General features: G+C 71.4%; 7 protein-coding genes. 3 read left to right on the forward strand and 4 right to left on the reverse strand.

The window, feature by feature from the left end; translation table 11 throughout:
• Positions 1–113: 113 nt before the first annotated feature.
• Positions 114–1073 (reverse strand): FAD-dependent oxidoreductase, encoded by a 960-nt coding sequence (locus ABZT04_RS45475; RefSeq protein ID WP_356066492.1) that lies wholly within the window; start codon positions 1071–1073, stop codon positions 114–116.
• Between the two features lie 66 nt (positions 1074–1139).
• Here ABZT04_RS45475 and ABZT04_RS45480 point away from each other — a divergent pair, with 66 nt between their 5' ends.
• On the forward strand, positions 1140–2165 hold the full coding sequence (locus ABZT04_RS45480; RefSeq protein WP_356066494.1) for an oxidoreductase: 1026 nt from the start codon (positions 1140–1142) through the stop codon (positions 2163–2165).
• Between the two features lie 49 nt (positions 2166–2214).
• Complete coding sequence (locus tag ABZT04_RS45485; RefSeq protein ID WP_356066497.1) at positions 2215–3858, forward strand: ABC-F family ATP-binding cassette domain-containing protein; 1644 nt, start codon at positions 2215–2217, stop codon at positions 3856–3858.
• Here the strand turns inward: ABZT04_RS45485 and ABZT04_RS45490 are convergent.
• The 3 genes from ABZT04_RS45490 to ABZT04_RS45500 form a co-directional block, all read right to left on the reverse strand.
• Positions 3855–4442: a DinB family protein gene (locus ABZT04_RS45490; RefSeq protein WP_356066500.1), complete on the reverse strand. Its 588-nt coding sequence runs from the start codon at positions 4440–4442 to the stop codon at positions 3855–3857. The two genes, ABZT04_RS45485 and ABZT04_RS45490, sit on opposite strands and share 4 nt — an antisense overlap.
• Positions 4443–4545: 103 nt before the next feature.
• Complete coding sequence (locus ABZT04_RS45495) at positions 4546–6942, reverse strand: Tex family protein (protein ID WP_356066503.1); 2397 nt, start codon at positions 6940–6942, stop codon at positions 4546–4548.
• A gap of 95 nt (positions 6943–7037) precedes the next feature.
• A complete protein-coding gene (locus ABZT04_RS45500) occupies positions 7038–7907 on the reverse strand; it encodes a hypothetical protein (protein ID WP_356066506.1) in 870 nt (289 codons plus the stop codon).
• Between the two features lie 113 nt (positions 7908–8020).
• On the opposite strand from ABZT04_RS45500, the gene ABZT04_RS45505 reads away from it, so the two are divergent.
• On the forward strand, positions 8021–8983 hold the full coding sequence (locus ABZT04_RS45505; protein ID WP_356066509.1) for a GlxA family transcriptional regulator: 963 nt from the start codon (positions 8021–8023) through the stop codon (positions 8981–8983).
• Positions 8984–9574: the final 591 nt, after the last annotated feature.

Raw genomic sequence — 9574 nt, forward strand, 5'->3', positions numbered from 1 at the left:
GTCTTTCCTTCTGGCGGTGGTTGGGTCTGGTGTGGCGTGTGTGTGTCTGGGTGTTGTGTGGGCCGGGGGGGGGGGGGGGCGCGGCCGGCCGGCGCCCCCCCCCCCCCCACGACTCAGCCCCACCCCGCCCCCACCAGCCCCGCGGCTTCCTCCGCGCACCCCCACGCCACGGTGATCCCCGCGCCGCCATGGCCGTAGTTGTGCACCAACACCCGCCCGCCGCGCAGCACTTGACGCTCCAGTCGCACCGCGTGCCGGCTCGGCCGTAGCCCCACCCGGTGTTCCAGGACCCGCGCCCCGGCGATCTCCGGGCGGATCGCCGCGCAGCGGGCGATGATCGCCTCGGCGGTCGCGGGGTCGGGCGTCATCGACCAGGCGTCCTCCTCGGCCGTGCCGCCCAGGATCAGGCCGCCCGGCTGCGGGAAGAAGTAGGTGGACGTGTCGGCGGAGTGGTCGACGGACGTCAGCCAGGTGGTGATGCCCGGGTTCTCCACGACGACCAACTGGCCGCGCACCGGCCGCACCGAGCGGTCGGGCACGAGGTCAAGGGAGTCCAGCCCGGTGCAGTTGACCACGACGGCCGCCGGTACCTCCGAGAGGTCCGTCACCGACTGCTCCTCGACACTCCCGCCCGCCCGCAGGAACCGCTCCCGCAGCCACGGCAGATGGGTCGACATGTCGATCAGCGGCAACCGTGCCCACAGCCCGCCGCCCGCGTACTCCTCGGCCCGCGCCTCGCGCAGCCCCGGCACCCGGGCCGCCCACGGCCCCAGCTCGTCCAGCCGGGTCTCGCCCTGTACGCCCTCGACCATGCGTACGCCCGTCTCCTCGGGCCGCGCCGCCAACTCCTCGTAGACGACGAGCGATTGGAGCGCCCAGTCACCGACGAGCGCCTCCGGCTCGATCCGGTACGGCCACCACAGCGCGCCCGCGACCGCCGACGTCGTCAGCTCGACGGGCTCCCGCGTCCACACCCGGACCCGGATCCCCCGCTCCGCCAGCACGACGGCCGTCGTCAACCCGATGACGCCCCCGCCGACCACGATCACATCGCCCCGCACACCGCTCTCCATGCGCGGACGGTAGCGGAATATGTCATGCAGTGCTCACATCCCCATCGCTGTGGGGATACTCACAGCATGTCTGCCGAATACGCGGCCTTCGGCCTGGCACCGGCGATGCGCGCCGGTGAAGTCCTAGCGGACGGCGGCTACCAGGTGCACCGTGACTTCGTCGACTTCATCGTCGACGGCCGCCCGCTGCTCTTCCAGCTCACCGACCTGGACGCCGTCTCCCCGCTCGCCTCCGACGTCCCACCCGCGATCTTCACCGCCCAGGTCCGCAGCCTCCTCCTGGAGACGGACGCACCGCTGGCGGGCGGACGCCACATCATCTACGGCTGCCCCGAGTGCGAGGACCTGGCCTGCGGCGCCGTCACCGCCGTCATCCAGCGGGACGGCGCCGACTACATCTGGCGGGACTTCGCCTGGCAGACCGAGGAACACGCCGACCTGGAGCGCAACGGCTACCACGGCATAGGGCCCTTCCGCTTCGCCGGAGCCGAGTACCGCGCGGCCCTCGACTCTTTGCTCGACGGCACCGAGCCCCCGGCCGCCCGACGCCGCGTCCTGTTGATCGGCGCCCGCGTCGCCGTCCTCGCCAAGCTCGCCGCGGCCCTGCGCGCCATCGGCATCGGCGCCGACATCACCGGCGACGCGACCCACGTCCCCGCCGACGAACTCCGCGGCTACGGCGCCGTCGCCTTCGGCCGGGCCGTCACCCCGGACCAACGCGCCGCCGTACGGGCCGCGTTCGACCGCGCCGGGGTGGACGTTGCCCATGTCGACGGCCTCGCCCCGATCGTTCCCCTCCTCGTCGCCCAGATCGAACACGCCCTGGACCGGCGCCCCGCCGAGCAGCACCGCCTGACCCGGCTGGTCGCCGCCGACGGCGAGGCGGGCATCGAGGTCAGCTCGCCGTGCCGGGTGCGTCTCACCGCGTACCGACTCGACCGCCTCTACCGCAGCCACGCCCAGGACGTCTTCGACGGAGTCCTGGAACCGGGTCACCACCGCATCGCCCTGGACGCGAAAGCGGTGAAGGGCGAGTCCTTCGTCGTGGCCCGGACCACGGGGAGCGTGCTGGTGGAGCCGATGGTGCGCTGATAAACCGAGGCGCGGGGCACGAAAGCGAGCCATTAGTATCGGCGGTCTGATGACTGCCACCCTCGTCGCCAAGAATCTCGCCGCCGGACACGGCGACCGCGCCCTCTTCACCGGGCTCGACCTCGTCGTCGCCCCCGGTGATGTGATCGGTCTGGTCGGTGCCAACGGCGCGGGCAAGTCCACCCTGCTCAAGATGCTCGCCGGGCTGCTCGCACCGGAGGAGGGCGAGCTGCGCCTCTCCCCGCCGGCCGCGACCGTAGGCCACCTTCCGCAGGAGCCGGAGCGGCGCCCCGGTGAGAGCGTGCGCGAGTTCCTGGCCCGCCGCACCGGAGTCGCCGAGGCGCAACGCACGATGGACGAGGCCACCCAGGCGCTGGTGGACGGCGCGCCCGGCGCCGACGACGCCTACTCGGCGAGCCTGGAGCGCTGGCTCGACCTCGGCGGCGCCGACCTGGACGAGCGGGCCGAGGAGGTGACCGACTCGCTGGGCCTCGCCGTGGACCTCGACCAGCCGATGACGTCCCTCTCCGGCGGCCAGGCCGCCCGCGCCGGCCTCGCCTCCCTCCTCCTCTCCCGCTACGACGTCTTCCTCCTCGACGAGCCCACCAACGACCTCGACCTCGACGGCCTGGAGCGCCTCGAACGCTTCGTCTCCGGCCTGCGCGCCGGCACGGTCGTCGTGTCGCACGACCGCGAGTTCCTGACCCGCACGGTCACCAAGGTCCTCGAACTCGACCTGGCCCAGAACCAGATCAACCTCTACGGCGGCGGCTACGAGGCCTATCTGGAGGAGCGGGACGTGGCACGCCGGCACGCCCGCGACGAGTTCGAGGAGTACGCCGACAAACGGTCGGCCCTCCAGGACCGTGCCCAGATGCAGCGCGGCTGGATGGACAAGGGTGTCAAGAACGCCCGCCGCAAGGCGAACAACGACAACGACAAGATCGGCCGCAAGTTCCGCAGCGAGGCCAGCGAGAAGCAGGCCGCGAAGGCCCGCCAGACCCAGCGCATGATCGAACGCCTCGACGTCGTGGAGGAGCCCCGCAAGGAGTGGGAGCTGCGCATGGAGATCGCGTCCGCGCCCCGCTCCGGCGCGGTCGTCGCGACCCTGCGGGACGCCGAGGTACGGCGCGGCGACTTCACCTTCGGCCCGGTGTCCCTCCAGATCGACTGGGCGGACCGGGTCGCGGTGACCGGCGCGAACGGCGCGGGCAAGTCGACTCTCCTCGGCGCGCTCCTCGGCCGTATCCCGCTGGACGCCGGACACGCGGCGCTCGGCTCGGGCGTCCTGGTGGGCGAGGTCGACCAGGCGCGCCTCCTGTTCCACGGCACGGAGTCCCTGCTCGACGCATTCTGCGCGGCCGTCCCGGACACCGAACCCGCCGAAGTCCGCACCCTGCTGGCCAAGTTCGGCCTCAAGGCGCACCACGTGATGCGCCCCGCCGCGACCCTCTCACCCGGCGAACGCACCCGCTCCGCCCTCGCCCTCCTCCAGGGCCGCGGCGTCAACCTCCTGGTCCTGGACGAGCCGACGAACCACCTCGACCTCCCCGCCATCGAACAACTGGAGTCGGCCCTCGACGCCTACGAGGGCACGCTCCTCCTTGTCACCCACGACCGCCGCATGCTGGACGCGGTCCAGGTGACGCGGCGGCTGGAGGTGGCGGACGGCAAGGTGACCGAACAGCGTTAGAGCGTGCGCTCGGCCCCCTTGGCGGCACGCTCCACCCGGTCGCGGTGCGCCGCCCACCACGCCGCGTCGCCGGGGGCCATGTTGGTGCCCCCGGCCCGCTGGCCCACGTTCCCGTCGACGAGTTCCCGCACGATGTCGGCGTGCCCCGCGTGCCGGGACGTCTCGTAGGTCATGTGCACGAGCGCGCGGTGCAGGGTCAGTTCGGTCACCCGCTCGCCCGGTATGCGGCCGATCGCGTCCAGGGGCAGCGCCTCGATGGTCGCGTCCGAGTGGGCGCACACCCGCCGGTAGTCCCCGACGATCCGCTCGCGCGTCTCGTCGGGGGTCGCCCACAGATCGGCGTTCGGCTCGGCGTCGCCCGCGATCCACAACTCCGGCCCGTCGACCGGCCGCCCGAACACCGTGCCGAAGTAGAACGCCTCGGCACCGGCCAGATGCTTCACCAGCCCGAGCAGGTTGGTGCCGGTCGGCGTCATCGGGCGTCGGATGTCGTACTCCGGCAGCCCTTCGAGCTTCCACAGCAAGGTGTCACGGGCGTCCTGCAGAAAGACGCGGAGGTCGGCTTTGAAGTCCGGTGCGATCATCGCCCCAGTCTGTCGGCGAGGTGATCGACGTCCACCGATTTTCATCGGGCCGAGGGGCGCGACCGGCCGCAATGGACCGGCACCCCCCCCCGCGACCCAACCCTTAACGCTTGCCCTTCTTGCTCGGGTCCAGGAGACCCGCCTTCCGCAAGGCGTCGGCCATCGCGCTGTTGGCAGGCGGAGCCGCCTGCCGCGAACCGCCGCCCTGACCGCCACCACCCTGCCGCTGCTGCTGACGTTGCTGAGGCGGACGCCCACCACCCCGCTGCCGGCGCTCGCCCCCCTGCTCTCGCCGCTCCCCGCCGGAAGCCTGCGCCTCGTCGTCGAGCCGCAGCGTCAGCGAGATCCGCTTGCGCGGGATGTCGACGTCGAGGACCTTCACCTTGACGATGTCACCCGGCTTCACCACGTCACGCGGGTCCTTGACGAACGTCTTCGATAGAGCGGAGACATGCGCGAGACCGTCCTGATGGACACCGATGTCGATGAACGCCCCGAACGCGGCGACGTTGGTGACGACCCCCTCCAGGACCATCCCGGGCGCCAGGTCGGAGATCTTCTCGACGCCGTCCTTGAAGGTGGCCGTCTTGAACGCGGGTCGCGGGTCGCGCCCCGGCTTCTCCAGCTCCTTGAGGATGTCGGTGACGGTCGGCAGACCGAACGTCTCGTCCACGAACTCGGTCGGCTTGAGCGAGCGCAGCACCGACGTGTTGCCGATCAGTGAGGCCACCTCGCTGCCCGCCGTCTTCACCATCCGCCGCACCACGGGATACGCCTCGGGGTGCACGCTGGACGCGTCGAGCGGGTCGTCGCCGCCCCGGATGCGCAGGAAGCCGGCGCACTGCTCGTAGGCCTTCGGGCCGAGCCGTGCCACGTTCTTCAGTTGCGTACGCGACTTGAAGGGACCGTTGGCGTCGCGGTGCGACACGATGTTCTCCGCGAGGCCGGAGGTGATGCCGGAGACGCGTGAAAGCAGCGGCGCGGAGGCCGTGTTGACGTCCACGCCGACGCCGTTCACACAGTCCTCGACCACCGCGTCCAGCGAACGCGACAGCTTCACCTCGGACAGGTCGTGCTGGTACTGGCCGACACCGATCGACTTGGGGTCGATCTTCACCAACTCGGCCAGGGGGTCCTGGAGTCGGCGCGCGATGGAGACGGCGCCGCGCAACGACACGTCCATGTCGGGCAGTTCCTGCGAGGCGAACGCGGAGGCCGAGTACACGGACGCGCCGGCCTCGGACACCATCACCTTGGTGACCTTCAACTCCGGGTGCTTGGTGATGAGTTCACCGGCGAGCTTGTCGGTCTCGCGGGACGCCGTGCCGTTGCCGATCGCGATCAGCTCGACCGAGTGCCGGGCACAGAGCCGGGCCAGCTTGGCGAGGGCCTCGTCCCACTTGTTGGCCGGGACGTGCGGGTAGATCACGTCCGTGGCCACGACCTTGCCGGTCGCGTCGACGACGGCCACCTTCACCCCCGTACGGAAACCGGGGTCCAGGCCGAGTGTCGAGCGCGTGCCGGCCGGTGCGGCGAGCAGCAGGTCCCGCAGGTTCGAGGCGAAGACATCGACCGCCTCGTCCTCGGCGGCCGTGCGCAGCCGCAGTCGCAGGTCGATGCCGAGGTGCACGAGGATGCGGGTGCGCCAGGCCCAACGGACCGTGTCCTGAAGCCACTTGTCGCCGGGGCGGCCCCGGTCCTGGATCTGGAAGCGGTGGGCGACCATCCCCTCGTACGAGGACGGCCCGGGCTGCTCGGACGGCTCCTCGGGCTCCAGGACGAGATCGAGGACGTCCTCCTTCTCGCCGCGCAGCATCGCCAGGACGCGGTGCGAGGGCAGCGCGGTGAACGGCTCCGCGAAGTCGAAGTAGTCGGAGAACTTGGCGCCCGCCTCCTCCTTGCCGTCCCGCACCTTCGCGGCGAGGCGCCCGCGCGCCCACATCCGCTCGCGCAGCTCGCCGATCAGGTCGGCGTCCTCCGAGAACCGCTCGGTGAGGATCGCCCGGGCGCCGTCGAGCGCGGCCTGCGGATCGGCGACACCCTTGTCGGCGTCGACGAACGCGGCTGCGGCAGCCAGCGGTTCCACGGACGGGTCGCCCAACAGCCCCTCCGCGAGCGGCTCAAGGCCCGCCTCGCGCGCGATCTGCGCCTTGGTGCGCCGCTTGGGCTTGAAGGGGAGGTAGATGTCCTCAAGCCGCGCCTTGGTCTCGGCGGCACGGATCTGCGCCTCCAGCTCCTCCGTGAGCTTCCCCTGCTCGCGCACCGATTCGAGGATCGCGGTCCGCCGCTCCTCCAGCTCCCGCAGATACCGCAGCCGCTCCTCCAACGTGCGCAACTGCGCGTCGTCGAGCATCTCGGTCGCTTCCTTGCGGTAGCGGGCGATGAAGGGGACCGTCGAACCGCCGTCGAGCAGCTCGACGGCAGCCTTCACCTGCCGCTCCCGTACGCCGAGCTCTTCGGCGATCCTGCCTTCGATGGACCCTACGAGGGGTGTCGTCACGCCCGTACCGCCTTCTCCACTGAGGTTGCGCGGCAATTGTGGCAGGTCACACTGACAACCGGGGATCAGGGCGCTGTCCTGCGGGTCCCGCGCCCCTACCGCTTCCCGAGCAGATCCCGCGGAAACGCCCCGGCCGCGAGCGCCTGCCGCGCGAACCCGGTCACCAGTTCGGTCAGTCGTACGACTCCTTCGGCGCCCAGGTGTTCGTAGGGCGCCCGGTCCAGTCGGTCCGTCTCCGCCTCGATGTCCGCGCGCAGTGCGACGCCCGCCTCCGTCAACTCGCCGTCCTCGTCGAGCAGTCCGCGCTCGCGCAGCCGTCCCGCGGCGGCGTCCCACTCCTCCTGGTTCCACCCGCGCGTGCCGAACACCCACTTCGGGGTCATGCCCTTGCCGGTCGCGGTGTGGGTGACCACGGCCTCCAGACCGTCGAGCCCGGCGGCCAACAGCACGGCCAGGTGACCGTCGCCCCGGTGTTCGCGCAGCAGCGTGGTGGCGTGGAAATACGCGAGATGCGGCTCCTCGGGGACCGGCAGATCCGCGTGGGCGGCGTACAGGGGCCGGGCGGAGCGGCCGCACGCCTCGGCGGCCCGCAGGGCCAGCCGCGCCGCCTCCGCCATTTCCTGCGACCCCACCACGTCGTCGCCCAGCAGCCGGCGCAGGGTCGCGTCGACGGCACGCGCGCGTGCGTGCAGGACCTGCTCCGGGGAGGCGGTCTCCCACACGGCGGGCACATGCCGGGCCACGAGTTCGTACTTGTAGTTGTAGAAGGCCGCCGTCACCGTCCCCGGGCCGACCGCCCCCATCGCGGCCGTCCGTACGGCGAAGTTGACGGCCCGGGAGTCCTCGACCCCGAGCGCGGCCAGTTCCCTTCCCAGGTCGGGCGAGAAGTAGAGCGTGGCGTGCAGGGAGTTGAGCGCGTTGTGACAGCGGCGCCCGGCACGGGGATCGACGGCGGCAGTAGTCATGCCCTGCACGTTACCGACTGGTCGGTACGAGGTGATAGTGCCCGCGAGGCATGGCAGGAAAGGTGGGGTTCTCGTCATTGCGGCCATCGCCCCGAGCACGAAGAATCGAGGACATGCGAACCGTCCTGGTGGTCCTCTTCGACCACGTGCAGAGCCTCGACGTCACCGGCCCCGTGGAAGTCTTCGCGGGCGCCGGGACACAGGCCCCGGGGATCTACCGCATCCATACGGCATCCCTGGACGGCGTTCCGGTGCGCACATCCAGCGGCCTGACCGTCGTACCGGACTCGACCCTCGCCGACGCGCCCGCCCCGCACACCCTCCTCGTCCCCGGCGGCGCCGGCACGCGTGGCCCGGACCCGCGGCTGACCGACTGGCTGCGCGAGCACGGGCCGCGGGCCGAGCGGCTGGTGTCCGTGTGCACCGGGGCGATCCTGCTCGCCGAGGCGGGCCTGCTGGACGGCCGCCGGGCCACCACCCACTGGGCGTACTGCGCCAAACTTGCCCGCGACCACCCCGCCGTGGAGGTCGACCCCGACCCGATCTACGTCCGCGACGGACCCGTCTCCACCTCGGCCGGTGTCACCTCGGGCATCGATCTCGCCCTCGCCCTGGTCGAGGAGGACCTGGGCCGGGACATGGCTCTGACTATCGCCCGTCACCTGGTGGTGTTCCTGCGCAGGCCCGGGAACCAGGCCCAGTTCAGCGCCCAGCTCGCCGCCCAGACCGCTCGCCGGGAACCCCTCCGTGAGGTCCAGCAGTGGATCACCGAGCATCCCGACGACGACCTGGGCGTCGAGTCCCTTGCGGCCCGCGCCCGCTTGTCGGCCCGCCACTTCGCCCGCGCCTTCCAGGCCGAGACCGGCATGACCCCCGGCCGCTACGTCGACCGCGTCCGCCTCGAACATGCCCGCCGCCTCCTGGAGGACACCGGCGACGGAGTCGAGCAGATCGCCCGCGCCAGCGGCTACGGCACCCCCGAGACCATGCGCCGCGCTTTCCTCAAGGCCCTCGGCACGGCCCCGACCGAGTACCGCCGTCGCTTCCGCCCGGCACCGCCAATACCTGTCCGCTGAACACCGAAGGGCTTCCGGCACTTCGGCGACACCTGACCATCGGAGCCGAGGCTTCCCATACCTGGCACCACGCGTCCGGTGAGGACCGAACGGCCCCGGCACTTCGGCGCGCTCGTCCGAGGAAGTGGAAAGACTTCCAGCGCCCGGGCGATACCTGTCTGTCGAACTGTCGAAGACGGATTGGCCCCGGTGCTTCGGCACCACCGGCCCAAATGGCCCCCGCCCAACGGCAACACCTACCCGTTGAAGACAGAAAGGCCCCCGATGCTCCGGCGCCGCCCGCCCGTCGAGGCCGATTGGCCCCTGGTCCGTCGGGGTTTTCCGACCGCTGGCGACCGCATGGCCTGCGGCGCACTGCCAATATCCGCTCGCTGATTGCCGGTTGGCCCCTGGGTCACGGCATCTCCCGACCGCTGGCCGCCGTATGAACTGCGGCGCGTCGCCAATATCCGTCCGCTGATTGCCGGTTGGCCCCTGGGTCACGGCATCTCCCGACCGCTGGCCGCCGTATGAACTGCGGCGCGTCGCCAACATCCGTCCGCTGATTGCCGGTTGGCCCATATCTGACGACATAACACGAGCGCAAGACGC

Origin of the sequence: Streptomyces sp. NPDC005492, from assembly GCF_040605995.1 — a bacterium.
In the GTDB taxonomy this organism is placed as follows: Bacteria; Actinomycetota; Actinomycetes; order Streptomycetales; family Streptomycetaceae; genus Streptomyces.